The sequence below is a fragment of the Planococcus glaciei genome, assembly GCF_900099655.1.
In the GTDB taxonomy this organism is placed as follows: domain Bacteria; phylum Bacillota; class Bacilli; order Bacillales_A; family Planococcaceae; genus Planococcus; species Planococcus glaciei.
The window spans coordinates 162,114-188,144 of record NZ_FNDC01000006.1 but is presented as its reverse complement, the minus strand read 5'-3'; the positions used below and the strand labels follow the sequence as shown (position 1 = coordinate 188,144).

The 26,031-nt window shown below is 45.6% G+C and carries 30 protein-coding genes; 12 read left to right on the top strand and 18 right to left on the bottom strand.

Annotated features, from left to right (window positions below):
- Nucleotides 1–42: 42 nt before the first annotated feature.
- Nucleotides 43–2,652: a hypothetical protein gene (locus tag BLQ32_RS09845; RefSeq protein WP_074510186.1), complete on the bottom strand. Its 2,610-nt coding sequence runs from the start codon at nucleotides 2,650–2,652 to the stop codon at nucleotides 43–45.
- Between the two features lie 146 nt (nucleotides 2,653–2,798).
- Between BLQ32_RS09845 and BLQ32_RS09840 the strand changes: the two genes are divergently transcribed.
- Both BLQ32_RS09840 and BLQ32_RS09835 read left to right on the top strand, forming a co-directional pair.
- A complete protein-coding gene (locus BLQ32_RS09840) occupies nucleotides 2,799–4,133 on the top strand; it encodes a sodium-dependent transporter (RefSeq protein ID WP_074510185.1) in 1,335 nt (444 codons plus the stop codon).
- A 102-nt stretch (nucleotides 4,134–4,235) separates the two neighbouring features.
- Nucleotides 4,236–4,451: a helix-turn-helix domain-containing protein gene (locus BLQ32_RS09835; protein WP_244890342.1), complete on the top strand. Its 216-nt coding sequence runs from the start codon at nucleotides 4,236–4,238 to the stop codon at nucleotides 4,449–4,451.
- Between the two features lie 39 nt (nucleotides 4,452–4,490).
- Here the strand turns inward: BLQ32_RS09835 and BLQ32_RS09830 are convergent, their stop codons facing one another.
- The 3 genes from BLQ32_RS09830 to BLQ32_RS09820 form a co-directional block, all read right to left on the bottom strand.
- Complete coding sequence (locus tag BLQ32_RS09830) at nucleotides 4,491–4,751, bottom strand: DUF1871 family protein (protein ID WP_036808389.1); 261 nt, start codon at nucleotides 4,749–4,751, stop codon at nucleotides 4,491–4,493.
- Nucleotides 4,752–4,826: 75 nt separating this feature from the next.
- Nucleotides 4,827–5,330 carry a DinB family protein gene (locus tag BLQ32_RS09825; protein WP_074510183.1) on the bottom strand — a complete coding sequence of 168 codons (504 nt, stop codon included), beginning with the start codon at nucleotides 5,328–5,330 and terminating at the stop codon, nucleotides 4,827–4,829.
- Nucleotides 5,331–5,466: 136 nt separating this feature from the next.
- Complete coding sequence (locus BLQ32_RS09820; RefSeq protein ID WP_074510182.1) at nucleotides 5,467–6,180, bottom strand: peptidylprolyl isomerase; 714 nt, start codon at nucleotides 6,178–6,180, stop codon at nucleotides 5,467–5,469.
- A 188-nt stretch (nucleotides 6,181–6,368) separates the two neighbouring features.
- Here BLQ32_RS09820 and BLQ32_RS09815 point away from each other — a divergent pair, with 188 nt between their 5' ends.
- The 8 genes from BLQ32_RS09815 to mnhG all read left to right on the top strand — a co-directional run bounded on the left by BLQ32_RS09815 (nucleotide 6,369) and on the right by mnhG (nucleotide 13,644).
- On the top strand, nucleotides 6,369–7,598 hold the full coding sequence (locus BLQ32_RS09815) for an MFS transporter (protein ID WP_053167119.1): 1,230 nt from the start codon (nucleotides 6,369–6,371) through the stop codon (nucleotides 7,596–7,598).
- A gap of 291 nt (nucleotides 7,599–7,889) precedes the next feature.
- Complete coding sequence (locus tag BLQ32_RS09810; RefSeq protein ID WP_074510181.1) at nucleotides 7,890–10,304, top strand: Na+/H+ antiporter subunit A; 2,415 nt, start codon at nucleotides 7,890–7,892, stop codon at nucleotides 10,302–10,304.
- Nucleotides 10,291–10,713 carry a Na(+)/H(+) antiporter subunit B gene (locus BLQ32_RS09805; RefSeq protein ID WP_036808360.1) on the top strand — a complete coding sequence of 141 codons (423 nt, stop codon included), beginning with the start codon at nucleotides 10,291–10,293 and terminating at the stop codon, nucleotides 10,711–10,713. Before BLQ32_RS09810 ends, BLQ32_RS09805 begins: the two co-directional genes overlap by 14 nt.
- The gene (locus tag BLQ32_RS09800; RefSeq protein WP_036808358.1) at nucleotides 10,713–11,060 is read left to right on the top strand and encodes a Na(+)/H(+) antiporter subunit C; all 348 of its coding nucleotides are present in this window, start codon (nucleotides 10,713–10,715) and stop codon (nucleotides 11,058–11,060) included. Before BLQ32_RS09805 ends, BLQ32_RS09800 begins: the two co-directional genes overlap by 1 nt.
- Nucleotides 11,053–12,534, top strand: coding sequence for a Na+/H+ antiporter subunit D (locus tag BLQ32_RS09795; RefSeq protein WP_074510180.1), 1,482 nt, complete (start codon nucleotides 11,053–11,055; stop codon nucleotides 12,532–12,534). The genes BLQ32_RS09800 and BLQ32_RS09795 overlap by 8 nt, the downstream gene beginning before the upstream one ends.
- A 6-nt stretch (nucleotides 12,535–12,540) precedes the next feature.
- A complete protein-coding gene (locus BLQ32_RS09790) occupies nucleotides 12,541–13,020 on the top strand; it encodes a Na+/H+ antiporter subunit E (protein WP_074510179.1) in 480 nt (159 codons plus the stop codon).
- Nucleotides 13,017–13,298, top strand: coding sequence for a Na(+)/H(+) antiporter subunit F1 (locus BLQ32_RS09785; RefSeq protein ID WP_074510178.1), 282 nt, complete (start codon nucleotides 13,017–13,019; stop codon nucleotides 13,296–13,298). The genes BLQ32_RS09790 and BLQ32_RS09785 overlap by 4 nt, the downstream gene beginning before the upstream one ends.
- Nucleotides 13,246–13,644, top strand: coding sequence for a monovalent cation/H(+) antiporter subunit G (gene mnhG / locus BLQ32_RS09780; RefSeq protein ID WP_244890341.1), 399 nt, complete (start codon nucleotides 13,246–13,248; stop codon nucleotides 13,642–13,644). The genes BLQ32_RS09785 and mnhG overlap by 53 nt, the downstream gene beginning before the upstream one ends.
- Nucleotides 13,645–13,691: 47 nt before the next feature.
- Here mnhG and BLQ32_RS09775 read toward each other — a convergent pair whose 3' ends face one another.
- The 7 genes from BLQ32_RS09775 to BLQ32_RS09745 all read right to left on the bottom strand — a co-directional run bounded on the left by BLQ32_RS09775 (nucleotide 13,692) and on the right by BLQ32_RS09745 (nucleotide 19,372).
- A complete protein-coding gene (locus BLQ32_RS09775) occupies nucleotides 13,692–15,185 on the bottom strand; it encodes a leucyl aminopeptidase (protein WP_074510177.1) in 1,494 nt (497 codons plus the stop codon).
- Nucleotides 15,186–15,361: 176 nt separating this feature from the next.
- Nucleotides 15,362–15,691: a YuiB family protein gene (locus BLQ32_RS09770; RefSeq protein WP_036808331.1), complete on the bottom strand. Its 330-nt coding sequence runs from the start codon at nucleotides 15,689–15,691 to the stop codon at nucleotides 15,362–15,364.
- A 674-nt stretch (nucleotides 15,692–16,365) separates the two neighbouring features.
- Nucleotides 16,366–16,470, bottom strand: a complete 105-nt coding sequence (locus tag BLQ32_RS19840) for a YuiA family protein (protein ID WP_224077573.1) — start codon at nucleotides 16,468–16,470, stop codon at nucleotides 16,366–16,368.
- A gap of 163 nt (nucleotides 16,471–16,633) precedes the next feature.
- Complete coding sequence (locus BLQ32_RS09760; RefSeq protein WP_074510175.1) at nucleotides 16,634–17,131, bottom strand: NUDIX domain-containing protein; 498 nt, start codon at nucleotides 17,129–17,131, stop codon at nucleotides 16,634–16,636.
- Nucleotides 17,132–17,188: 57 nt separating this feature from the next.
- Nucleotides 17,189–18,406: an NAD(P)/FAD-dependent oxidoreductase gene (locus tag BLQ32_RS09755; protein ID WP_036808324.1), complete on the bottom strand. Its 1,218-nt coding sequence runs from the start codon at nucleotides 18,404–18,406 to the stop codon at nucleotides 17,189–17,191.
- Nucleotides 18,407–18,653: 247 nt separating this feature from the next.
- Nucleotides 18,654–19,016, bottom strand: a complete 363-nt coding sequence (locus BLQ32_RS09750; protein WP_053167131.1) for a HesB/IscA family protein — start codon at nucleotides 19,014–19,016, stop codon at nucleotides 18,654–18,656.
- A gap of 119 nt (nucleotides 19,017–19,135) precedes the next feature.
- A complete protein-coding gene (locus tag BLQ32_RS09745) occupies nucleotides 19,136–19,372 on the bottom strand; it encodes a NifU family protein (RefSeq protein ID WP_036808320.1) in 237 nt (78 codons plus the stop codon).
- An 83-nt stretch (nucleotides 19,373–19,455) separates the two neighbouring features.
- Between BLQ32_RS09745 and BLQ32_RS09740 the strand changes: the two genes are divergently transcribed.
- Complete coding sequence (locus tag BLQ32_RS09740) at nucleotides 19,456–19,782, top strand: YuzD family protein (protein ID WP_074510174.1); 327 nt, start codon at nucleotides 19,456–19,458, stop codon at nucleotides 19,780–19,782.
- A gap of 30 nt (nucleotides 19,783–19,812) precedes the next feature.
- Here BLQ32_RS09740 and BLQ32_RS09735 read toward each other — a convergent pair whose 3' ends face one another.
- Both BLQ32_RS09735 and BLQ32_RS09725 read right to left on the bottom strand, forming a co-directional pair.
- Nucleotides 19,813–21,135, bottom strand: a complete 1,323-nt coding sequence (locus tag BLQ32_RS09735) for an MFS transporter (RefSeq protein WP_074510173.1) — start codon at nucleotides 21,133–21,135, stop codon at nucleotides 19,813–19,815.
- A 723-nt stretch (nucleotides 21,136–21,858) separates the two neighbouring features.
- Nucleotides 21,859–22,926, bottom strand: a complete 1,068-nt coding sequence (locus BLQ32_RS09725) for an NAD(P)/FAD-dependent oxidoreductase (RefSeq protein WP_036808313.1) — start codon at nucleotides 22,924–22,926, stop codon at nucleotides 21,859–21,861.
- Nucleotides 22,927–23,077: 151 nt separating this feature from the next.
- Between BLQ32_RS09725 and BLQ32_RS09720 the strand changes: the two genes are divergently transcribed.
- Entirely contained in the window at nucleotides 23,078–23,314 is a 237-nt protein-coding gene (locus BLQ32_RS09720) for a YuzB family protein (protein ID WP_036808312.1), read from the top strand.
- 70 nt (nucleotides 23,315–23,384) lie between these two features.
- Here BLQ32_RS09720 and BLQ32_RS20150 read toward each other — a convergent pair whose 3' ends face one another.
- From BLQ32_RS20150 to lipA, 5 genes are all read right to left on the bottom strand, one after another.
- The gene (locus BLQ32_RS20150) at nucleotides 23,385–23,594 is read right to left on the bottom strand and encodes an HAD hydrolase-like protein (protein WP_342342122.1); all 210 of its coding nucleotides are present in this window, start codon (nucleotides 23,592–23,594) and stop codon (nucleotides 23,385–23,387) included.
- A 22-nt stretch (nucleotides 23,595–23,616) separates the two neighbouring features.
- Nucleotides 23,617–24,150 (bottom strand): HAD-IIA family hydrolase, encoded by a 534-nt coding sequence (locus BLQ32_RS09715; RefSeq protein ID WP_342342121.1) that lies wholly within the window; start codon nucleotides 24,148–24,150, stop codon nucleotides 23,617–23,619.
- A complete protein-coding gene (locus BLQ32_RS09710) occupies nucleotides 24,137–24,595 on the bottom strand; it encodes a DUF86 domain-containing protein (RefSeq protein ID WP_074510171.1) in 459 nt (152 codons plus the stop codon). Before BLQ32_RS09710 ends, BLQ32_RS09715 begins: the two co-directional genes overlap by 14 nt.
- An 83-nt stretch (nucleotides 24,596–24,678) precedes the next feature.
- Nucleotides 24,679–25,005, bottom strand: a complete 327-nt coding sequence (locus BLQ32_RS09705) for a YutD family protein (protein WP_036808306.1) — start codon at nucleotides 25,003–25,005, stop codon at nucleotides 24,679–24,681.
- A 15-nt stretch (nucleotides 25,006–25,020) separates the two neighbouring features.
- Nucleotides 25,021–25,944 (bottom strand): lipoyl synthase, encoded by a 924-nt coding sequence (gene lipA / locus BLQ32_RS09700; protein WP_036808371.1) that lies wholly within the window; start codon nucleotides 25,942–25,944, stop codon nucleotides 25,021–25,023.
- Nucleotides 25,945–26,031 lie beyond the last annotated feature (87 nt).

The window sequence follows — 26,031 nt, the reverse complement described above, 5'->3', positions numbered from 1 at the left end:
GGCATCTGTATATTATAGCACAATATATGCCTAGGAGTAAAATCAGTATGGAATTAAGTCTTCCATTCGCCATCCTTTTTCGGTTTTCACCATGTTTATCGTATACCCTTCAGAAGAATCAGCTGTTATCCGCTCTACGTTTAACCCGCCTCTTATGCGGTCCTCTGTATAGCCATAGTAGGAATAATCTACAGAAAAATTCAAAGAACTTAGTTCCTTAAAATAAGGATAAACAGTTTCAAGTTGAGAGGTTTCAAATGTCACAAGCGCTTGCTCCTGTTCGGACCCCTCCGATAAAGCCATCATCGTCTGCGTGTCTCCCTTTTCCCGTGCCAGCAAATACATTCCCCCGATTTCGGCGGGGGATACACGATTCAGCAAAGCTTCGTTATGCCAGGCAGAAAATTTTTCGTACAGACTTTCCACTTTCTTAACAAAAGGGGCTTCTTTGTCCGCCAAATCATAGCCCTCATATAACTGAGTCCGCACAAGCCAGATGTCGTTGTCCGAAGCAACAAGCGTTTGAGCTTGCCGCCACATTCTTTGTTCATCTTTGAAACTGATTATCGGTTCCACGTAAACATTTGCGCTTATCCGGTAAGGACTGTCTTCTGCTATTTCCATGTAACCGGCCTCTTCCTTAAGGGCCGGCATTTTTCTCCAGATCGCTTTGTATTCTTCCAACTCCGGCTTTTCCTCTTCTTCGGCCAATAAATGCCACATCGTTTCTGCGTCTTCAAGCCCATTGGCGTAATCGAAGAGCAAAACAATCTGAAGAGGCGGCACCCCTTCCAGCAGTTTCAAGTCATGGTTCTTTGAGAAACTTTCGTAAAGCTTGGCAATTGGTGCAGCATCAAAGTGATCCATTTCAATACGGGCCGATTCCACTTCAAAGTTCCCATAGGGCAACTTTTCCGCCAGTGCTCCGTCCTTTTCCAGCTCCAGTGCCCTCAAAAGATCTTTGTAAGCCAATTGATCGTAGCTTTTTGAAGCGGTCCAACCGCTCGCTTCCATCTCGTCCAATATTGGCAGTAAAATAAAAATCATTGGATTTTTCGTTTGCATCGCCAGTTCTTTCCACGTCCGCCGGTATTCGGGTTTGACGACGCCCTTTTGGTCAAACACCGGCTGGTTTTCATTGCCTTTTAAAGCCAGCCAGAAAGATTGCATAAAAATTGGCAAGTAGTCCTCGTAGATTTCACTGGAACGCTCCTCAAAGAGCAGCGCTTCTTCCATCATCATCAGCGAATGAGACAATCCTTCTATCGGCACTAACAGCCCTTGCTCATCAAAATACGGTTCATTCATCATCAAATTAAAATGATTGGTGGATAGCAAATACGAATTTAGCACATCATTTGCATAGAAAGTTTCCATATTGCGGCGCATGATAAAACGGTCTTCCGATGGATGTTTAAGGACAGTCAAACTTTGTTCCCGCAGTCCGCCCAACAGCCGTTCTATTTCTTCCGGAAACTCATCATTGTTTGCCAGCAGCTTCTCTGCAGACATTTCCCCATTAAAGCGGACCTCCGAAAGCGCTGAAGCATGCCGTTCAAAAATCTCTGCATCCGCCTCAATTAATTCAGTTGTTTTCAGTTTGTAATTATCCAGGAATGCTTCCACTTCTTCTCCCACCAGAAAAGCTTCCGGAAACTTCAATTCCATTCCTTTCGGTGTCTCAATTTTCAAAAGCAGCTTATCGACTTCATGCTCCATTTTCTTTGGATCGTTTTCCATCTTTTTAATCGCTTCTTTGCCCAGCACTCTTTTCTTCGCTGCATCCGCTTCTTTAACATACGCAAATTTTTCGTATGTTTTCGAATCTATCCCCAAACGTTCAGGCGAAGATTGGCGAATGGCATCGTATTCCGCTTGCCAGTTTTTCACCATTTCCTTGGTGATTGTTTCAGCTGAATCGGCCTCCGTTGAAGAGGCGATGTTCGGGTTCGGGTCGTTTAAGAGAAAGGAAGCGCCAATCACTACGGATATGAACAGGCCGGCTGCCGCCAGCAAAACGGTAGTGCGTTTGCCGGCTTTATCCATTGCTCTGGATTTTCCAGGAGCCAACAGCTCCTCGCGTTGTTCTTCTAAAGAAAAGAGCTCTTCCTCCGGAAATGGCAAAGAAACTCTCGCATATGATTTTGCGGCAAACTCCAGCCTTTTCTCTGTCTGGCCTTCCTTTTCCATTCCCAATGCGCGGGTAAGCTCCGCCTTCGCAGCTGCCAGCTGATCGTTTATCTGCTGTTCCGTTTTTTCTGTAATCCACGCTGCTTCTTCTGCACTTTTCTTTATGAATGAAACCAAAGCAAGAGCAACCCGCTGCGGCTCTGCCAATGCTTGGATCGCTGCATGCGTTTCAAGGTCTTCCTCAAACCGAAGCACATCCATTTCTGCATCTTTTGTTTTCTCATTAAAAGCGGCAAGCTTGCTGATGGCAGTCTGCCACAACCTGTTGTCTGCTTCATTCGGTTTTATGCCGGGCAGGGCTTGATAAAATTCCTGGAAAACGGCCAGCTGATACTTTCCTGACCGATCAGGGGGAACACCATTTTGAAATCCAAATTGGCCGATTTGCGCCTGGTATTTCCAGCACCAATCAATGAAAGCATCACGGCTGCCGCTTTGCGCACGCTGAAAAAGCTCTTCCACTCCTCGTCCCTCCTTTATCATGAATATTCAATCTTTTCCTTTTTCTGTTTATTATACACGAGAAATAACCTATAAATCATTTCTTGCTATTTTTTTCATACGTGCTCGTGTAGAATGAGAAAATATTTAGAAATAGGAGTGACGAAATGGAAAAACGCGAACAATGGACTTCCAAAATCGGATTTATCCTTGCAGCTGCAGGGAGCGCCATCGGATTAGGCGCGATTTGGAAGTTCCCATATGAAACCGGTTCAAATGGCGGCAGTGTCTTTATCTTAATGTTCATTGTCTCAACCATTGCAATCGGTTTGCCCATCCTGCTTGCTGAGTTTGTTATCGGACGGCGCGGCCAGGCAGATGCAGTAACCGGGTTAAAGAAACAGGCACCCGGCAAGAAATGGTTTTTAATCGGCTGGTCCGGCTTCTTCTTCTCGTTCATGATTCTGTCTTTTTACAGTGTTGTGGGCGGATGGATTTTGTCTTATCTCGGCCGTGCCATATTGCTTCAATTATCGAATTTAGGAGATGCAGATTTCGCCAATTTGTTTAATGGCATTATTGGGAATCCACTGGAAGTATTGATTGCCCAGGCGCTCTTTATGTTCTTGACCATTTGGATTGTCCAAGGCGGCGTGCAAGCCGGAATTGAACGCGCCAGCAAAATTATGATGCCCGCGTTGCTGCTGTTCTTCCTGGTATTGATGATTAGGTCATTAACTCTGGATGGAGCAATTGAAGGCGTTAAATTTATGCTTGTTCCAGACTGGTCTTTCTTTACGTTCGATACGGCCTTAACAGCACTTGGCCAGGCATTTTTCTCGCTGAGCGTCGGAGTTGCAGGTATGATTACTTACGCTTCCTATTTATCAAAAGCGGAAAACCTGACACGGTCAGCCCTTAGTGTGGTTTCTCTGAACATCATCATTTCCGTCATGGCAGGCCTCATCATCTTCCCGGCCGTCTTTGCCCTCGGCTACTCACCTGACCAAGGTCCGGGACTAGTATTCATCATTCTTCCCGCTATCTTTGACCAGCTGTTTATGGGTGAATTCCTGATGATCATTTTCTTTGTGCTCATGCTGTTCGCTACACTGACTTCTTCCATTGCGATGCTGGAAATTGTGGTATCCATCGGCGTAAAAAACAAATTCGAACGCCGGCGCACACTGGCTTGGCTTTACGGGTTGATGATTTTTGTCGTTGGCATTCCAAGCGCTTTATCATTTGGCGTCATGTCTGATCCGTTTTTGTTCGGTTATACGTTCTTTGATTTTATCGATATTCTCACCAGCAAAATCGGTTTGCCGCTCGGTGCGCTTTTCACTGCTCTTTTCGCCGGCTACGTGCTGACGAAAAAAGATACTGCATTGGAACTCGGTGGAGAATCCTCATGGGTTTCGCTTTGGCGGATACTGGTCCGGTATGTCGCACCAGTCGCCATTGTTATTGTCTTTATCCAGGGAATCCTGGACGTTTTCTAAAAATAAATACCTAAAAATGCCATAATTTCGTTTATCGAAATTCTTCTTTTATGGTATGATTTGAGTATAGAAACGCACTATTATGCAAAGGAGTGTATGAATTTGAGAGAAGATTTGCACGCCCAACTAAAATTCCTTCGGGAAGAACGCCGTCTGTCACTGGATGAATTGGCTCTAAAAGCACGCGTCGGCGTAGCTCGCCTCCAGGCATACGAATCAGGGGAAGAAATACCATCTGTACAAACTATTTTAAAGCTTTCAAATGCGCTAGAAGTGCCAGCCTCCAATTTGCTGGACTCGTTGGAAGCAACCAAATAAAAAAAGCTTTCGGCTTATAGCGCCGAAAGCTTTTTCTTTTTAAATAATGGATTTTGCTTCGTATTTAAAGCCAAGCAGTTTATAGGAAATATCCACACATTTCTCCAGGGGAATCCACTTATCAAAAGAGAATTCATAAATCATCTGGATTTGTTTAGCCAAATCGGATGGATGGTCGAGCAGATGAAGCTGGGCTACCACATCCGTAATTTCCGTTTCGTATTGGTCTTCCCCGACTGAAAACGGATCCCATTCTTCAAGAACTCGTGCAGCTTTCCGATTCATTTCACTTGTTTCCATTTCATTTCACCTGACATTTCTGTTATGTTAACAGCTATAATAGCATAGAAATCGGAAAAAGAAAGAAAAGATTCCTTAAAGCGGCGGCTTTTCCACTCCAAGATGGACCCAATCCTCTTTTGGCGGCCCATAAACTCCGTAAGGTTTGATGCCAGCTTGCCGGATGAGAACGGTCATTTGTCCCCGGTGATGAACGGTATGCTTGATCAGCCCCATTAGGATTTGCGCATTCGTTTCTTGTCTGCCAAAAGCAGCCTGCACGTCTTTTAATGATTCGTCAGTCCAGTGCAGCCGAATGGCTTCCGCTGCAGCGGTGCTGGTGCGCTTGAACGCTTCCGCAATTTCCTTAGCAGAGGCCGGAACGGTTTCCGGATTTTCTTTCTGATCGGTTTTGACGCCGAAATGATTGAGGTATTCAGGAATCGTCGTTGTGATATGCCAGGCAAGACGCCCCAATGTCCGGCCTTCCGGATAAACCTTCTGCTCTAATGATTCATCCGTCAGCCCTTCTAAAACCTTTTGTGTCAACTCGGCTTCCCGCTCCCACTCTTTCAGGAAATCCTCTACTGTTACATACATAACTTTTTTCCTCCCTTACTAAATTCGTCTCCTTAGCTATTTGGCCATTTACCCGGAAACTCCTGCAAAACGGCTCCCCTTAGTTTTTTCTATAGAAAAGAGGGAAATCCATATTAATTGGATTTCCCTCTTTTCATCATTTTTCTAAAATCTCAATCGAGTCGATCGTAATGTCTTTTACCGGTCTATCTTGCTGGGTTTCTGCCGCGGCAATGGCATCCACTACGTCCATGCCTTCCACTACTTGGCCGAATACGGTATGTTTGCCGTCAAGCCAAGACGCGCCGCCCATTTCTTTATAAGCCGCTTTTATTTCTTCCGGATGGTCAGCCGGGATTTGTTCGGCAGGAACTTCTGTTGCCTGAACAATGAAAAATTGGCTGCCATTTGTTCCAGGACCTGCGTTTGCCATGGAAAGGGCTCCGCGGATGTTGTACAAATTCTGACTGAATTCATCTTCAAACGGCTTGCCGTAAATGCTTTCTCCACCGCCGCCGGTGCCGGTCGGATCGCCGCCTTGGATCATGAAGCCTTCCATTACACGGTGGAAGAGAAGTCCATCGTAATAGCCATTTTCGGCATGTGTCAGAAAGTTTTCGACGGCTTTAGGCGCCAGTTCCGAAAAAAGTTTGATTTTAATGTCGCCCATTGATGTCTTCATTGCCACTAACGCTTCATCTTCTGCCACTTCTTTTGACAGTTGCGGATAGCCTTCTATCACTTTTGCTTCAGAAGCCGTTTCCGACGATGTTTCTGTGTTGGCTGGTTCAGTTGTTGCGGTTTCACTATTGGTATTGCATGCAGCCAGAAAAGCTGTAAGCAATACGATCGGCATTAGTTTTTTTCTCATTGTCTTCACCCCGCTTCATTTTAGCATAAAGAATATTGCCAGTCAGTCCAGGATCTTATTTTGCTTCTCCTTCCCTTTAAATTAGGGTCGAATTTATTGAAAACACTTGTAATTCACCTTACTTTTTTCGTGTGACGAAATATATTATACTAGAGCTAGATCCATGGTTCAGAAAGAAGGGGTTCCGAATGGATGCACAAAAAAAGAATTTCTTTATCATTATGTTTTCCAACTTTCTCGTAGCAGGAAGCACCACCATGATTATGCCTTTTTTATCGCTTTATATTGAAACACTCGGCAATTATTCAGAAGCATATGTCCAGCGGTGGGCTGGCCTGGTATTCGGCGTAACGTTTGTTGCGGCTTTGTTCATGTCGCCGATCTGGGGAAGGATTGCAGATAAATATGGCTATAAGCCCATCCTGATCATCAACGGGTTCGGGATTGCCATCAGTATATTTTTAATGGGTACCGCTGATTCTGTTCATGAGTTGTTTTTAATCCGGCTGTTCATGGGCGTTGTTACCGGCTTTATCCCTACTTCCCTTGCATTCGTCAGCTCGCAAACCCGCAGAGAAGAAGCGGGCAAGACGCTTGGGACACTGCAGATGGGAAGTGTCTCGGGCACTTTGTTCGGTCCGGTGATCGGCGGGTTGATGGCTGATGCTTTCGGCTTCATCTATACGTTCGTCATCACGTCCGGCGTTATCGGGATTGCCGCTCTTCTCGTCGCTTTCGGTTTGAAAGAAATCAAACGGGTGAAGAAAAAAGATGCGCATGTCTACGCGCGAAAAACAATCATTCAAGGGATACTTAATCACCGGCTGTTGTTTAATGTCATGATCATCACTTCGCTGATCCAAATCGGAAACTTTTCCATACAACCGCTCTTGTCGCTGTATGTCGCTCATTTGACCGACGGCTCACAAGTGGCGCTTTTGGCCGGGATTACGTTTAGTGCGACCGGTGTCGGAAATCTGTTGTTTGCCCGCCGCTGGGGACGCCTGGGCGACCAGATCGGCTACGAGAAAGTGTTGACGTTTTTGCTGATTCTCGCTTTTGTCTTTATCGTCCCGCAAGCGTTTGTGACTGAGCTTTGGCAATTGATGATTCTTCGCCTGCTGTTCGGGATTGCTGTCGGTGGTATGATTCCAACAACCACCGCTTTAATGCGCAGAGAAGCGCCCATTGAAATCCAAGGGGAAATCATGGGCTACAACACAAGCTTCCGCTTCCTAGGCAATATCATCGGTCCAATGTTCGGAGGGATTGTCAGTGGATTTATCGGCATTCCGTCTGTATTTATCGTGACCGGCACGCTTTTCCTGGTCTCCTTTGTCTTTTTGAAATACACCACCTCCAAACCGGAGCAGGATTTCGAAGACGTACTTCTGGAACAGGAATTGAAATCGATGTAATAAGAAAAGCGCAAGCGCCCATATAGCCTCGACAAGCGCTGGAAGCGACTCGAGGGGCTGGGCGCTGGAGGCTGGACAAAGAAAAAGCCGATTTTCATCAGAAAATCGGCTTTTTTTATTATGTCTGTTAAATTCACAAAATTAACTTAATTGAGTTTCTACCTATCTTAAAAGACCTGAAAAAACTGCTACAGAAAGATGGGCGTCCGTATCTATCGGTGCAAATTATGTTCAGGTACGTTATAATTTCTCTAGAAAGTCATCACGTATTCGATTGAAAGGAGGATTCATTTGTCACTTGTGTTTTTGATTTTCTTACCTATAATAGCAGCACTCTTCATCCCGCTGTTGTTTAAAAAAATCGGCCAGATTCACACCGGCTGGTTTGTTTTGGTTGTTCCGGTGATTTTATTCATTTATTACGCGACCCTGCTTCCGACTACAATGGACGGCGGCACGCGGGTTTCAGAATTCCAATGGATTCCCTCACTCGACATCTCATTCATAGCCTACCTGGATGGATTGAGCCTCTTGTTTTCGTTGCTTATTACGGGCATCGGATCTCTGGTCGTCTTGTATTCAGTTTTTTACCTGGATAAAAAACGCGAACAATTACATAATTTTTACGTTTATCTATTGATGTTCATGACTGCTATGCTGGGCATTGTCCAGTCTGACCATCTGATTACGCTCTACCTTTTCTGGGAACTGACTTCGATTTCTTCGTTCCTGTTAATCGGTTACTGGTATACCCGTGACCGCTCGCGATTTGGTGCTTTAAAATCGATGATGATTACCGTGTTCGGCGGATTGATGATGCTTGGAGGTTTTGTGCTTCTCAGCATTATGGGCAACACGTACTCCATCCGCGAACTGATTTCGCAGGCTCCGGAGCTGCTTGGCCATGAGTTCTTTACTTGGGCTTTGGTATTGATCCTGCTCGGTGCGTTCACGAAATCCGCGCAATTCCCATTCTACATCTGGCTTCCGGATGCAATGGAAGCGCCGACACCGGTCAGCGCTTACCTGCACTCGGCAACAATGGTGAAAGCCGGCCTTTACCTGGTCGCGAGATTCACACCGATTTTTGCCGCTTCCGGCACTTGGGTTTGGCTGGTGACCGGAATCGGGTTGTTCACCATGTTCTGGGGATCGTTTTTTGCATTGAAGCAAAAAGACCTCAAGGGAATCCTCGCTTTTTCAACAGTATCCCAGCTTGGATTGATCATGAGTTTGCTGGGCGCTTCTGCACTCGGCTTCCATGTTGAAGATGCAGCCGGTACGGTATTTAAGTATGCGGCTTTTGCAGCAATTTTCCACCTGGTCAACCATGCGGTGTTTAAAGGAAGCCTGTTCATGATTGCCGGAATCGTCGATCATGAAACCGGTACACGCGATATCCGCAAACTCGGCGGGTTGATGAGCATTATGCCGATCAGCTTTACGATTGCGATGATCGGTTCGTTCTCGATGGCCGGGATCCCGCTTTTCGGCGGTTTCCTCAGCAAGGAAATGTTCTTGACGGCCATGCTTGCCATCGCGGAATTCGATTTGTTCTCCATGGATGTATGGGGAATCCTGTTCCCTGTCCTGGCATGGATTGGAAGCGTTTTTACATTCGTTTACAGTTTTTATTTTGTGTTCCACACCTTTGCCGGCAAACACAAGCCAGAAGAATTGCCGAAACATGCGCACGAAGCACCTATCGGGATGCTCGTATCCCCTGCTATTTTAGCGGTGTCTGTCATCGCCATTTTCTTTATTCCGAACGTGGTCGGCGATTGGCTTGTGAAACCGGCAGTGCTGGCAATACAGCCATTCATGTACAGCAATCCGGAAGAAATTGATATCCATGTTTCCGCTTGGCACGGTGCGAATACCGAGTTCTTTATGACGCTTGGCATTTTTGCCATCGGCGCTCTGCTGTTCTGGTCGTTCCGCAAATGGAAGCAAGCCTACGATGCCTTTCCGGACAGCGTTTCGCTCAACCGCTTGTACGATAGCTTTATGTATTTAAGCGACGGCGGCGCCAACCGCTTTTCCGCTGTTTACATGACCGGGTTTATCCGTTCTTACCTTGTGTACATGTTTGGTTTCGTGGTGCTGATTGTATTGAGCACATTGGTCATTACAGACGCCTTTGTTTTGGATCTGAGCAATACAGCTCCAATCGGCATCTATGAAATTATCATCCTGATTGCCTTAGTGGGCGGGACTATCACCATTCTGGCGGCTAAATCCAGATTAACTGCCATAATCGCACTCGGTGCGGTGGGCTACTCCGTTGCTTTGTTTTTTGTCATTTTCCGCGCGCCGGATTTGGCTTTGACGCAACTGGTGATTGAAACCATCTCGGTCGCTTTGTTCCTGCTGGCGTTCTATCATTTGCCGAAAGTGAGCAAAAAAGAAGAACGGATGGGCTTTAAACTTGGGAATGCTGCAATTGCGCTAGGCGTCGGCATCACCATGACGCTTGTCGCTTTGGCTTCCCATTCGCAAAAAATTCTGCCGTCCATTTCGGAGTATTACAAAGAAACCGTCTACTCCGAAGCCGGAGGCGGAAACATCGTCAACGTGATTCTGGTGGATTACCGCGGTTTTGATACGCTGTTCGAGATTACGGTTCTTGGCATCGCCGGGATTGCCATCATTTCCATGATCAAACTCCGTTTGAACAAAAAGGAGGGGCAACATGAGAACAAATGACGTGATGCTTCAAACCGCTACAAAAGTGGTAACCTTTATCATTCTGATGTTCGCTGTCCATATTTTCTTCGCTGGACATTATACGCCGGGCGGCGGGTTTGTCGGCGGCCTTTTGACGGCCAGCGCCATCGTTTTGCTGATGCTTGCGTATGACATCGAAACGGTGAAAAAAATCATCCCGTTCAATTACGTCATGATGACTGCTACCGGCTTGCTGTTGGCCCTTGGAACGGCGAGCGCTTCCATTTTCTTTAATGTTCCATTCTTTACACATGCCTACGATTATTTTGATTTGCCGCTTTGGGGCAAAACATCTTTGCATTCTGCCGCTTTGTTTGATTTAGGCGTTTATCTGGTTGTTGTCGGCGTTACGATGACCATTATTCAAACGATTGGAGAGGATGAATAATGGAAATTATCATGTCGGTTGTCATCGGCTTTTTGTTTATGGCAGCTGTTTACCTGATGCTTTCAAAAAGTTTGATCCGCATCATTATCGGTACCGGCTTGCTCAGCCATGGCGCGCATTTGCTGATTTTGACAATGGGCGGCCTTGGCGGCACTGCGCCTCCAGTGGTCGCGGACGGCGTAAGCATTTCAGATTATGTCGATCCCCTTCCGCAAGCGCTGATTTTAACGGCGATTGTCATTTCTTTTGCGGTGACGTCATTTTTCCTGGTACTTGCTTACCGTTCCTATCAGGAGCTTGGCACCGATAACGTGAATTTAATGAGAGGAACTGAAGACAATGATTAATTTACTTCTCTTTCCTGTCTTAATTCCGTTGCTATTTGCTGCGATTCTATTGTTTTTCCCTAAAAATATCCGTATGCAGCGGACATTCGCTGCGATTGGGGCAGGACTGGCTTTAGTTGCAGTTTTGTTTTTAATAGCTAAAGTGAAGACAGATGGCATCCAGGCGGTCACATTAGGCAGCTGGGATGCACCTTTCGGCATTACGATGGTATCTGATTTGTTCTCCGCTTTGCTGGTGCTTAGCGCAACAATCATTACCTTATTCATTATTTTTTACAGCTTCCCGACAATCGGGGCCGAACGTGAACAATCGTTTTACTACCCTGCAGTGCTTTTCCTATTGACGGGTGTTAACGGAGCATTCACGACCGGCGATATTTTCAACTTATTTGTATTCTTTGAAGTGCTGTTGATGTCTTCTTATATGCTGATTGTCCACGGCGGCGAAAAACCGCAGCTGCGGGAAACGATCAAATATTTGCTGGTCAACGTGATTTCTTCTGCATTGTTTGTTTCAGCAGTCGCCTTTTTATACTCGGTTACCGGAACTTTGAATATGGCCGACTTGGCCGTGAAGATTCCCCAGATTGAAGCGACTGGAATCTTAACGGTAATTGCCGTGATGTTCCTGATGGTGTTCGGTTTCAAGGCTGCTATTTTCCCGCTGTACTTTTGGCTGCCGGGAGCTTATCATGCTCCCCCTACCCCCATCTTGGCGCTTTTCGGTGCTTTGCTGACCAAAGTCGGGGTTTATGCGATTATGCGTACATACACCTTGTTTTTCACGATGAACACAGATTTCACGCATGAGCTGCTGGCCATCATTGCCATTCTGACAATCTTGGCCGGCTGTATTGGCGCCCTTGCTTATTTTGATGTTAAGAAAATTATCATTTACAACATCATCATTGCTGTAGGCGTGATCTTGTTCGGTGTATCGCAATTGAATGAAGCCGGTGTGGACGGAGCAATCTTTTACTTAATCCACGATATGTTGATCAAAGCCGCTCTCTTTTTCCTGGTGGGCATTGTTGCTGTCATTTTTGGCACATCCAATTTGCGCCAAATGGGCGGATTAATGAAAACACATCCATTCCTCGGATGGGTTTATCTGATCACCGCATTCGGCTTAGCCGGTATTCCGCCGCTTAGCGGATTCCCGGGTAAATTGCTAATTGTGCAAGGTGGATTTGAGGGGCCGCATTTCTGGGGCAGCATTGTGGTATTGGCAACAAGCTTGCTTGTACTCTTAAGCGCAATCCGCATATTCATTTATGCATTCTGGGGAGAACCGGTTGAAACGGTGCCTTTAAAAAAATCAACATACCGCCAAATGCTCATTCCTTCGGTACTATTGGTCGCCATCACGGTTTTCATTGGCGTGGGCGCTGAATTGTTCATGCCATTGATCAATGGGGCTGGCGAGGTTCTACTAAATCCATCCATCTATATAGATGCGGTATTAAAGGAGTAGATGAAGATGGCTTTGCAAATTTTACTGAATTTCTTTTTAGCCGGAGTTTGGATGTTCATGACCAACGCGTTTACTCCAACCGGTTTTGCGGTCGGCTTTATTGTAGGCTTGCTGCTCATTATTCTGATGCGCCGGTTCTTTTCTTACCGGCTTTACACATCTCGGATTTGGGCAGTCATTTCCCTGTTCTTTCTGTTCCTGAAAGAATTGGTCCTTTCCAGCTTCTCTGTATTTAAGTTGGTGATCCAGCCGAAGTTGGACATTCACCCTGCTGTTTTCGAGCTGGAAACCGAGTTGAAACACGACTGGGAAGTGACTTTACTTTCTGCACTGATCACCTTAACACCAGGTACGCTGGTGATCGGAATATCGGAAGATCAAAAGCGCCTGTACATTCACGCCATCGATTTTGAGGATATTGAAGATGCAGTGTCTTCCATCAAGAACACATTCGAACGTGCAATTCTGGAGGTGAGCCGCCCATGATGACATTCTACTGGGTTTCCCTCCTCGTCATCAGCTTTGCCTTTTCCGGCCTTCTTTACCGGCTTGTGAAAGGGCCGACGGTTGCGGACCGCGTCGTAGCGCTGGATGCTTTAGGCGTAGCGCTGGTATCGATTGTCGCGTTGCTGTCGCTTATTATCGGAACCGAGTTTTTCCTGGAAATCATTTTGCTGTTGAGCATCCTGTCGTTTATCGGGACAACAGCATTTGCGAAATTCATTGAGAGAGGAGAGATTTTCGATCGAAACAACAATCGTTAACATCCTCATCATCATTCTAATCAGTGTAGGGGTCATTTTCAGTGCCGTTACAGCGCTCGGGCTTGTAAGGCTTCCGGATGTCTACACTCGGACGCACGCAGCTTCTAAAAGCTCTACACTGGGTGTGATGTGTATCCTAGGCGGCACATTTATCCACTTCTGGCTGCTGGAAGACCATTTTAATCCGCAGCTGGTGATTGCCATCGCTTTTTTGTTCATCACTTCTCCTGTAGCTGGGCATTTGATTGGACGCGCATCTTACATGTCGGGCATCCCACTTGCCGAAGAAACGGTACGCGATGACATGAAAATAGCAATAGAAAAGAAAAAAGGCGAACAAAAATAAAATGAGCCAGGCAGCAGAAAAACTGCTGCCTGGCTCATTTTCATGTTTTATTGTTCTTCTGCCATTTTTTCAACCATCATGGCCAATGTGCGGACCATTGCGCCCGTTCCGCCTTGCGGACCCAGATCATGCGGAGATGCTGCATGTGAAGTCCCTGCGATATCCAAATGGATCCAAGGGGTATTTTCAGCAAACTCGCCGACAAACCCGCCGCCGAAAATCATATGGCCGTCACGGCCCGGCGAATTGTTCAAGTCCGCAACATCGCTTTTACGGATGCGTTTCTTGTCGCGTTCAGTCAGCGGCAATCTCCAGACAAACTCGCCTGTTTCAAGCGCTGCTTCCATAAAGGTCTCAAAAAAGCCTTCGTCGTTTGTCAAAGCGCCTGTTTTGTCATTGCCAAGCGCTACGATTACGCCGCCCGTCAATGTTGCCACATCAATGATATGTGTAGCGCCCATTTGTTTCGCATACGTCACCGAATCAGCCAGCACCAAACGGCCTTCCGCGTCTGTGTTCAGGATTTCAATCGTTTTGCCGCTCAAGGAAGTGATGACATCATCCGGCTTGAATGCGTTGCCGGATACCATGTTATCCGTAGAAGCAATGACAGCTACGACGTTTTTCTCGGGCTGCAATTCCCCAATGATTTTCATAGCGCCCAGTACCGCTGCAGCGCCGCCCATGTCACCTTTCATGCCGACAATGCCGTCTTTCGGTTTTAAGGAATAGCCGCCTGTATCGAACGTGATCCCTTTTCCAACAAGAGCCAGCGGCTTATCAAAGCTGTCGGTCGCTTTGTATTTCAACACAATCAGGCGCGGCTCTTCAACAGATCCTTGGTTTACTGCAAGAATGGCACCCATTCCCAGTTCTTCAAGTTCCGCTTTGCCCAGAATGTCGGTTTCAAAGCCATACGTTTCTCCCAGTTCCTGTGCGTAATCAGCAAGTGCTGTCGCAGTCAAGAGATTTCCCGGCATGTTGACGAGCGTCCGTGCTTCATTGACCGATTCCCCAAATACCTGACCGATAAAGGCTGATGCCTGGACTTCGTCTGCATCTTCCTGCGTCAACAATGCCAAGGACTCCAAATGCACATCCGCTTCATTTGATGAAGTTTTGTAATCATCAAAACGGTATGTTCCCATGCCAATGCCTTCCGCCGCTAAGTAAGCAGCGTCTTCAGCACTGATGCTGTCGTTTTGGAACGAATCCAAATACACGGCCGCATGCTTGATTTTTTTCTTTAACAATTCTTTGCCGACTTGCCCAAACGCTGTACGGACATCCTCTTCCGTAAGCTTTTTCCGGTCATTCAAACCGATAAACAATACCCTCGGAACTGAACCGGTTAAAGTCGGGTATGTAGTGGATGCGTTCAAGTCAAACGACAGATCCTGTTTTGTCCATTCTTCCAGCTTGCCATTAAAGCGCTCGGAAAACTCGCTCCAGCCCTTTGTATTCTCGGGATGGCGGCTAAGGCCGACGACCAGAATTTCCGCTTCAAGATTTAATGCATCTTGCTGTACTTTGAGTTCCATGAAAATCCCCCTCTTTTTTGCTTTCCTTTTCAGTTTATCATGTCTGCTCTTTCCCGAGTAGTTCGTTACTCGAAATAATCAAAAGAATGTTTTTATTTGGCTTAGGCTGGCGGTAGCGGCAAAATATAAAAAAACGCCAGACCGTTTTTCCGGCCTGGCGTTTTCTGCATAACTCGTTAAAACATTTGATAGCCCATTTTGCGAAGAATCTTCATAACAAAACCAGACGTGACTGCTCCGGCAAAACCTGCCAACAGTACAGCTATATCACTGCCTGTCAATGAAGTCAGTGTATCCCCCAGCATTGAGAAAGATTCGCCTGGGTTGGTGAAGTAATCGAAAAAGCTGACATCGTCAATGATCAACAGCACCACAATCGGATAAACGATCGCCATTAGCCACGTCATGCGCAAAAGCATATTCAACAAAAAGCCGATGCCGAAAAACATCACAAAAAATAAAAGAACCGAAATAATTAACTGAACAATACTAAATGATGTACTCATGAACTCTAACCTCCGATATTCCTTTCATCAGTTTACCCGAAATGTTGAAGGCTTTCAACGACACGAACCAGAGTTCATCGCTTTGTCAAATATGGAAAAGAAAAGCGGAAGTGCCTGTTCAGCTCCGACAGGCGTAAGACGATTTGGCGAAGCGGCGCTTTTTGCCGCACAGCCAGAGTGGCTTACGACCCGAGGAGCTAGGCACTGAGCTAGACAAGAAAAGCGCAGCCGGGCATCTAGCCCCGACAAGCGCTGGAGGGTTTGGCTTGAATGGCGCTCTTTGCCGTTCGGGACAAAACCGAAGCGACCTCGAGGCGCTGGCCGCCGGAGCTGGACACTAAGAAAAGCGGAAGTGCCTGTTCAGCTCCGACAGGCGTAAGACGATTTGGCGAAGCGGCGCTTTTTGCCGCACAGCCAGAGTGGCTTACGCCCCGAGGAGCTAGGCACTGAGCTAGACAAGAAAAGCGCAGGCGGGCATCTAGCCCCGACAAGCGCTGGAGGGTTTGGCTTGAATGGCGCTCTTTGCCGTTCGGGACAAAACCGAAGCGACCTCGAGGGGCTGGCCGCCGGAGCTGGACACTAAAGCGAAGCCGCTTGTTCAGCTTCGGCAGAAATTCCTTATGCACAATAAAAAGACGTCTATGGAAGCAACTCCATAGACGTCTTTCGGGGGATCATTTTTTGCCGGAACCTGAACAGCGGGAGCACGTTTCTGAACCGCCCAATCGCAGCTGGAAGTATCCTTGGCCTGCACAATAAGGGCATTTGTTTGTAGGCATTGCCTTTTTCAAAACTGTCATTCGAAACACCTCCCTCTGTCATTGTTTTTAATATTCTGATAATATAACATGTCTATTTTTATTATGCAACAATAGAAAAAGGTGATGTAAACGGATACATTCCCTTTTTTCTTTCATATTCCACTTTCAGCTTTCGTATGCTCTATTTCTTAAAAAATAATTTATATGTAGAATAGCCGAAAACATCTCCTGGATTTACATCTTCTATCGCCTCGAATCCTTCTTCAAGCACGTAATTCACCATTTCCTGAAGCATGACGGAGACTGAATCATCTTCTGCCAACTTCTCCGGCGACAGCCAAGCCGCTTCATAAAGTTCCGAAAGCTGCGCAGCGATCGGCTGATTCTCATCACTTGCTTTCATTAAAAAGACGGCCATATTGTCGCTGATTTCCTCCCGGATTACGCCGGTCCGAAACCCGATCATTCCAAGCACTTCGCAATCAATTCCGGTTTCTTCCTTCACTTCCCGGACCGCTGCTTCATCGATTGTTTCCGTCGCCATGACAAAGCCTGCAGGCAGCGACCATTTGCCATTCAGCCCGCCGTAGCGCTTTTTCACCACCAGCCATTCGTTTCTGCCGTTAACGACTAATCCGGCTGCTCCGAGCCAGATGTTTCCGCGTTTGTGTTTTGCCATGCAGAGTTCCTCCCCTTTAACAAAAAAAGCCCCCGCAAGCGGGAGCTTTTGATCTAATTAAAGAACGTTGAATTTACCTTTTTTCATTACAAGACCAGGTCCGCCAACCAATAGCAATGCACGGTTGTCGATCATTTTCTTCATGAATGAAGCACGTTTGCCCGTAATCTTCTTGCCGAATACGACGCCGATAGCATCGTCTTCGCCTAAAGAGCAAACTGTTCCTTTCAAGTCAGGAACGAACGGCATTGTATCTTCGCCTTTGATTAACGAATTGATGTTTTTCGCTACCGTTTCACCTTGCTGCATCGCAATTTGTGCAGTCGGTGGGTATGGACGGTTTGTTTCTTCGTTGATCATCAATGCACAGTCGCCAACGATAAAGACATCAGAGAAGCCTGGAGCACGAAGGTCCGGTTCCACTTTTACGCGGGCGCGCATGTTTTCAATGCCCGACTCTTCGATCAGCTTGCTGCCGCGTACGCCTGCAGCCCAAACCACTGTACCGGCTTTGATGAATTCGAATTTATCGTCGCCTTTTTTAATGTTAACTCCTTCAGGCGTCGCTTCAACAACCGGCGTACCGATGGAGAATTCGATTCCTTTGGATTCCAATTTGCCTACTGCATAGCTGACAAGTTCCGGATCAAACCCAGGCAATACCATTGGTGCCGCTTCTACACAGACAACGCGCACTTTTTCGCGCGGTACATCGTATTCTTTGCAAAGTTCAGGAACGCGGTTAGCAAGTTCGCCTAAGAACTCGATTCCTGTAAAACCGGCTCCGCCGACAACGATCGTCAAACGGCTATCGTCTTTCTCTTCTTCCGCTGACCAGTTCGCAAATTGGAACTCGATGTGTTCGCGGATATAACGTGCAGCTTTAACGTTCGCAATCGAAAGCGCATATTTGTCAAGGCCAGGAATTCCGAAAGTTTCCCCTTCAAATCCTAAACCGATCACAAGATAATCGTATGTAAAGACACCGTTATCAGTCGTCACTTTCTTACCTTTAACATCGATTGCTTCAACTGTTGCTTGAACGAATTTCGTTTTTACGCTATCAATTACATCTTTGATGTCGTAACGAACTTGTTCTGGAAGAAGTGTTCCGGCAGCAGCTTCGTGAAGCCATGTGCTTTCGTAATGGTATTCGTTTTTATTGATCAACGTAATGTCAGCACCATCTGTGCCCAACACTTTCTGCAAGTTTACTACAGTAGTTAAACCGCCGTATCCTGCTCCTAGTACTAAAATTGAGGGTCTCTTAACCACAATCGCAACCACCTTCAAGTCATTTTTAAAGCTTATATACTCCTACACTCTATATTAGCCCTTTTGTATACCGTTTTCAACTCACAATTGCCCTGCTGTAAGCTTTCTCCATCAAGTGTGATGGAATTATTACGGATGTCCCATAGAATGAGAAAGAACTTGTGCAATGTGCTTGCTTTCTGCAAATTGCCGTTCCTTAGGTGATTTCCAAATAAAAAAACCTTCTCAAATGAGAAGGTTTTCCACTTTAACAGCTTTCCGGCGTTCCTGCTTTTTTGGCAGTTCGGAAAGAAGTGCCACAGCCGCATGAAGCGATGGCGTTCGGATTTTCAATGGTGAATCCGCCGCCCATCAATGACTGCTTGTAATCAACTACTGTACCGTTCAAAATAGGTGCATCTTCTCTCGCCACTAAAATACGGATGCCGAATTGTTCCAATATATCATCATCAGAGCCTTGTTCTTTTTCAAAGCCCATTCCGTATGTCAATCCACTGCAGCCTCCGCCTTTAACAGCTACGCGAAGAAATGAATCTTCTTCTTCGTTATGGCGCATCATTTCTTTGACTTGAAAAGAAGCCGCTTCAGTAATTTCAACTACTTGTGCCATACCTATCACTCCTCTTTCATCATCATAGCAATAAACGTTTGCCTGCTTCAAGCGAACAAGCTTGTGCCAGGCATTAATTATATGTAGCAAAAAAGGGACCTATGAAGGGTCCCTTGGCATTAAAATACTTGCTCTACTTCTACAACGCCAGGAATTTCTTCCATCAATGCGCGTTCAATACCTGCTTTTAATGTAATGGTCGAACTTGGGCAGCTGCCGCATGCACCCAGAAGACGAAGTTTTACGATTCCATCCTCCACATCTACAAGTTCACAGTCTCCACCGTCACGCAAAAGGAATGGACGCAATTTATCTAGGACTTCCATTACTTGGCTTTCCATCATAGCTTCAGTCATTTATATCGACTCCTTTCATTATAATCATTATAATGTGATTGAGAGGAAAAAGCCACTAATGAATTTACAGGAGGTACACTAAAATGCCAAAAGAAATCTCGATTGAAGTTTACGGAACCGATGTTATTTGTGCAAGCTGCGTCAATGCCCCTTCTTCCATAGACACCTATGAATGGCTCGAAGCGGCAATTTCTCGTAAATACAAGAACCAGCCATTTTCAATTACCTATATCGATATTGAGAAACCGCAAGACCTGGAACACCGCAAAGACTACGCCCAGCGGATCCAAGACGACGAATTTTTCTATCCGCTTGTATTAGTAGAAGGCGAAGTTGTCGGCGAAGGATACGTCCAGTTGAAACCGGTATACAAGGAACTTGAAAAACACGGCTTTTCAGCAGAAGCATAAGAAAAAAGCGCTCATTGAGCGCTTTTTTATTTAATTCGAAACTTCAACAGCTTGTTCTGCTATAAGCTCGTTCTTTCGGTTCTTCTCTAGTTTTAAAGTGAAAAGTGTAAGGAGACTGACAAGCATAAAGCCAGCAATAACAAACATGCCTTCTCTTAACTCTACGACACCCAGCAGCATCGGGCCGATAAAACCGCCAATTGCAGAAAGCGAGCTTACTAAGGCGATGCCTGCAGGTGCCGTTGATTGCGTAAAGAAGAACGTTAAATATGCATAGAATGAACCCGATATTCCGTATAATCCTGCAGAAGTAATCGATAACATTAGGACCATTAAAGGGGCAGTCGGTACCAGCGCACATCCTATGAGGCCAACCATAGCAATTGAAATGCAGGCAATTAAATGCTTTTTATAAGAGTTTGTCCGATCTGCATTCCATCCAACAAACAGGATGGCTGGAATGGCGATAAGTGATGGAATCATGGCCAACCAGCCGATTTGAATATTCGTTGTCGAAGAAGAAGATAAAGATTTAAGAATTGTCGGCATCCAATAAGACAACCCATTTACAGCAACGAAGCCGGCCATATTAACAAGAGACAATTTCCAGACTTTCGAATCTTTCAACATCGCACGATGCGAAGTTTTATTAACCATAGAGCTTAACTCTCTCTCTTTTTCCAATTCGCCTTCAAGCCATGTTTTTTCTTCAACTGTCAGCCACTTCGCATCAGCTGGCTTATTTGTCAGGTAAAACAAAACAACAATTCCCAATAGCACGGCCGGTATGCCTTCTAAAATGAACATCCATCTCCAGCCTGCTAATCCACTCCAAGAAATCGTATCGATAATCCAGGTAGACAGCGGTGCCCCTACCAACGCACTCAAGGGCAAAGCAACAAAAAAGACAGCGGTTGCTTTCCCTCTTTCACGTGTTCTGAACCAATACGTTAAGTATAGAATGATGCCCGGTGTAAAACCGGCCTCAGCCACTCCAAGTAAAAATCGTAATATATATAAATGGGTTGCAGATTGGGCAAATCCCGTTAATACGACGATAATTCCCCAAGTAATCATAATACGAGAAATCCATAGTTTTGCACCAAACTTTTTTAACATCAAATTACTTGGAACTTCAAACAGGAAATAACCAATAAAGAATAAACCGGATAACAAACCAAACACTTCAGCCGTTAAGGCTAAATCTGCATTCATCTCTAGAGCAGCAAACCCAAGATTGATCCTATCCAAAAAAGCAACTGCGTAAAGAAGTAAAATAAACGGCAAAATCCTTTTCATTGTTTTCTTGACCGTTCTTTTTTCAATATCAGTTATTGGGTGCATATGATCCATTCCTTTCCCCTCCACTTCAAATTAACTACCAGAATATATTCATGTATTTCTTTAAACAGCCCACCAAAAATCGCAGCAGTGACTTTTCTTTTTCCAACCTGTCTATCAAGTGAAGGCGGCGACTCCATGTATCCGCTTTCATTTATTCGAAGAACCGCCGTTTCATATTCCCATATAGAGTCATAGGGAATAAAGCTTGTAAACCATTCATCTGATTTGTAGTCAAATCATTTAAAAGCAAAGAACTTGAAATGTTTGCACCTCTTCGCTTTTCTTTCAGTCTTCCGCGCTTTGTTTTCAGTAAATTCTAACTTTTTTGACACTTTACTGATCTTGCCATATAAGTTCTAGAGTGTTAATTGTTAGTTTTCTTACCAAAATTCCGCAACAATTTTACAGTTTTTAAAATGTAAGTTTAGTTTAAACCTCTAAAGGTTTTCTTTTAATGCAAAAAGACCTTAAACACCAAGGTGTTAAGGCCATTCCCAAAAATCATCCTAGTTTGTACATTGTTTGAGGTCTTCTCTTCTTAAAGTGCATGAATTGAAAAAAGCTATTCCATTGATTTACAACAGCCATTTCAAGTAAACAAAAAAAGAGGCTTCCGTATAAGCTCTCACTCGCTACGGCAGCCTCTTTCCACTTTAATTTTGCATAACGCTTCAGATCCAAAAAGAAAGTCTTTTGCAAAACCCTCAATATGCCAAAATCACTTTTCCCTAATCAGCCATTATGCCATTTGTACATCCAAAGCACGCCGGACTTCATCAAGCGGGCAATGCGGCCTGTTACGGTACGGTCTGCCAAGTAAGCAAAACCTTGCTTTTTGCCGAGCGACCCAAGGAATCCTTTTAGCTGGATTTCCGGCATCTGCTCCGGCAGCGGCTGGTTTCTCCAAGTTGCCGACAGCACTTTGACAATTTGTTCCGCTTGCTCTTCTGCCAGCTGGGCAGACGGTGCCATTGGCAACGCTGCACAGTCGCCTACAACATAAACGTTTTCGTGATTCGGAATTTGGTGGTACTGGTTGATGACAATGCGACCGCTGCTATCGCTTTCAAGGCCAAGTTCACGCACGACTTTCACCGGCTGGATGCCTGCAGTCCAAACCACTGCATCCACCGGAATGGTGTCTTCGTGGTTATAAAGAAGATTCGGCTCCACTTTTGTGATGTTGGAGCTCGGAATCACTTCCACATTGTTTTTATCGAACCATTTTTTAACGAAATTGCTCAGGCGCTCCGGGAAGTCCCGCAAAATCCGCGGACTCCGGTCGAACAGCTTGATCTGAAGATCTTGTCTGCTTTCACGCAGTTCGCTTGCCAATTCAATTCCGCTAAGCCCTGCGCCGACAACGCCGACGACCGCGCCTGAAGGAAGGCCTAAAAGCGTTTTAAAAGTTTCGCGTGTTTTGCCGATCGTCTGGATGCTGTACGTGAATTCATCTGCTCCTGGAACGCTGTGGTATTTGTCTTCACAGCCCAGGCCGATTACCAAATCATCGTATTCGATGCAATCGCCGTTTTCCATAACCACGCAATTTTCATCCATGTTGATTTTCTCAATTTCTCCGTGGACCATCGTCAAGCGGTCGCTTTCAGGAAATGCCACCCGTACTTCATGATCCGATGCGGTTCCTGCTGCAAGCGCGTAGAATTCCGTTTTCATGCTGTGGAATGGCGTTCGATCGATTAAAATGATTTCCGTATCAAGCGGAAGGTTATTTGGCAATAAGCGAAGCAAAATCCGCATATTTCCGTATCCACCGCCGAGTAAAACTAATTTTCGCATAAGTATCTCCCTTTTCATCCGTATATCTGCACAATTTCTCAAATAAGAGTATAGCTGATTGTGATAACTTTCACAAGCTATTATACAGAAATCAATTAATTGACTATCGCTATAAAAAAAGGTAGGATTTCAGAGTAGCGAGGTGACCAAAATGAAACCAATTGTGGAATTTTGCATCAGCAATATAGCAAATGGATCACAAGAATCTTTTGAAAAACTGGAACGGGATCCGAATCTCGATGTCCTGGAATATGGCTGTTTAAGTTATTGCACAAAATGTTCGGAATCTCTTTATGCACTCGTAAATGGTGAAATCGTCGAAGCAGATTCGCCCGAAGAACTGACCAAGAATGTTTATGAGTTTATAGAAGAAAATCCTTTATTCTAAGCCGTTCCCAACGGCTTTTTTATTTTGTCCAGGCTCCAGCGCCCCGATTCGATGGGCGATTATGCTTTTCTTATATGGTCCAAAATCCAAGGTGTTCCAGCAGATAGGTCGGCTGAACATCTTTTTTCATGACCTCTTCCATCGGCGTAACACCGGTATTGACGTGGACCGTATCAATTTCAAAATGGACGCCTGCTAAAATATCGGTGTCGTAATTGTCTCCGATCATGACCATGTCGTTTTTTTCAAATCCGTGTTCATAAAGAATTGCGTCGAGCATATGCCCTTCCGGTTTGCCGATATTACACCGGGTCCACTCCTGTAGAAGCAGCAACAAGCGTCGTAAACGCCCCGTTTCCCGGCAGCAAGCCTCTTTCTGATGGAAATGCCAAATCGCGGTTGGTTGATAAAAAGACGGCGCCTTTACGGACTTCCAGGCATGCCGTTGCCAGTTTCTCATAGTTGACTGCAGGATCTATCCCCATCACCACGATATCGGCGTCCTGTTCCACTTGCGTGATGCCTTCTTGCGCCAACGCCTGATGAAGGCCGTCTGAACCGATCACAAAGACCGTCTTATCCGGATACCAGCGCTTGATGTATTTGGCGGCAGCCAGAGCAGAAGACATAATCTGGGATTCCGCCGTCTCAATGCCAAACCGCGCGAGCTTTTGATGGAGCTGCAGCTGGGTCATCGATGCATTATTCGTGACAAAAAACGGTTCAATGCCTTCTGTTTGAAGACGGCGGACAAAATCCACCGCTTCGGCGATGGGTTCTGTTCCCCGGTAGACCGTGCCATCTAAATCCAGGCAATATGCTTTATAATTTTTCATTTTTAGACTCCGGCAAAAATGCAGATACCGGTCCCAGCTCATGTTCTAAATAATGCTCAACTTTCGGCGCAAAGTCTTTCAACGGCACGTAGTTTGCACGAATAACATCCACCAATTCCTGATGGTCCACTTTCATAAATTCCCGTACCAGCATTTTCCGCAGCCCGATCACTTTTTTCAACGGTTCATCCATTTCTGCCGTAATGACTTTTTCGTCCACCAAAATATCAATGATGTCCTCATAGCTGCCAGGATCCCGCATGATAAATCCGTCAATCATGGAATTCCCCATGTCGATCATCGACTCGATTAAATTATTCGCAAGGCGCTCCAATGCCAATTGGTCCAGCAACGATGTCCACTCTTGCTTTTCCTCGAACAATTCAATCAGCGCAGCCATGTGGCTTGCTGTTTCTGTAATTTGATTTCTATCTATAAAATACATTTAAAACCCTCCATTAAACTTAGCTGTTTTCATGCTGTTCTCTTCTTTATCATATCATATGGCACGAAAAAACCCTCGCCAGATTATGAATCTGTCTCGAGGGTTTCCGGCTGTTGTTCTGGTTCTGGTGCAGGGGCTTTGCCCACTTTCTTAATGACAAAATAGGCACAGCCAAAATTGCAGTATTCATACAAATAATCCTGCAAGGTGCTGATTTTTGTGTCATAAGTCGCTTTATGATTGGTATCTTCAAAAAAGCCTTTTAATCGGAGCTGGCCATATCCCCAGTCTCCCAGTATATAATCGTATTTCGCCAGGATTTCGCTGTAGCGGTTGGCCAGTGCCTCTTGCTGAAAGCCTTCCCGGTAATCGATTATTACTTCGTATTCCCATTGATCTAATATAACCATCGTTATCACCATCCATTAGCTGTTTGAAACAGCTGCTTGTATATCTCCAAGACGCTGGCGCTCTTTTGCGGCTGCGTTGACTTGCTCATCCGCATGGTAGCTGCTGCGGACGAGCGGCCCTGACTGGCAATGCGAAAATCCTTTATCCATCGCAATTTCCCACAGTTCCTTAAACTCTTTAGGCGAATAGTATTTCTGCACCTTCAAGTGTTTTTTGGAGGGCTGCAAATACTGGCCAATTGTCATGATATCAACATCATTTGCCCGCAAATCATCCATGACTTCAAGTATTTCTTCTTTTGTTTCGCCCAGTCCGAGCATCAGCGAAGACTTAGTCGGAATTTCCGGACGGATTTCTTTTGCCCGTTTCAACAGTTCGAGCGAACGGTCATACGTTGCCCGTGCCCGGACTCTTGGCGTGAGCCTCCGAACGGTTTCGATATTGTGATTTAAAATATCGGGTTCCGCCACCATCAGGCGTTCCAGGTTTTCATACACTCCTCCCATATCAGAAGGCAGAACTTCAACAGTTGTAAATGGATTTAAACGTTTAATGGCACGCACAGTTTCAGCAAACACTTCCGAGCCGCCGTCTTTTAGGTCATCACGAGCTACAGCTGTTATTACTGTATGCTTTAAGTTCATCAATTGCACAGATTTTGCTACACGTTCCGGTTCCTGCAGATCCAGTTCATTCGGCAACCCGGTCTTAACTGCACAAAAACGGCAGGCACGGGTACAAACAGCCCCAAGAATCATAAAAGTGGCCGTTCTGCGGGTTCCCCAACATTCATGGATGTTTGGGCAACGGGCTTCTTCACAAACCGTATTCAGATTGTTTTCCCGCATCATCTTTTTCAGATCCGTATAGTTTTCATTTGTGTTGAGTTTGATCTTTAACCAATCGGGCTTCCTTAGATGTTCCTGTTCCACTGACACGCTCATCGTCCCCATTCTGTTAAGTTATGTATGAAACCATTCCCCTCCAAATGTACCATAAAGAATCTCCACTCACAATATAACAAA